This window comes from Variovorax sp. 10L426, assembly GCF_056395305.1.
Genome location: NZ_JBFTJF010000122.1, coordinates 1 through 398, shown reverse-complemented (window position 1 = coordinate 398; position 398 = coordinate 1). Strand labels below are relative to the sequence as shown.

Sequence of the window (398 nt, the reverse complement as noted above, 5' to 3'; positions counted from 1 at the left end):
CCGCCAAGCCGTTCGTCGCCATCAACTGCGCGGCCTTCCCGGAGGCGCTGCTGGAAAGCGAGCTGTTCGGCTACGACGAGGGCGCCTTCACCGGATCGCGCCGTGGGGGCAAGCGCGGGCTGTTCGAATCGGCCCATACTGGCACGCTGTTTCTCGACGAGATTGGCGATATGCCCGTCTCGCTGCAGACGCGGCTGCTGCGCGTGCTGCAGGAGCGCGAGATCCTGCGTCTGGGCGGTGCCATACCGATTCCGGTCGACGTGCGGATTATCGCGGCGACGCATCAGCCGCTGCCGCAGTTGATCGCCTCCAGGCAGTTCCGTCAGGATCTCTACTACCGTATCAATACGCTGCAACTGGCGTTGCCACCGCTGCGCGAGCGCCGCGAGGACATCGCC

1 protein-coding gene is annotated in these 398 nt (G+C 66.1%); it reads left to right on the top strand.

From position 1 onward, the window contains the following. The coding region (locus AC1DHL_RS30055) for a sigma 54-interacting transcriptional regulator (protein WP_478164377.1) at positions 1-398 on the top strand (398 nt) is incomplete at both ends.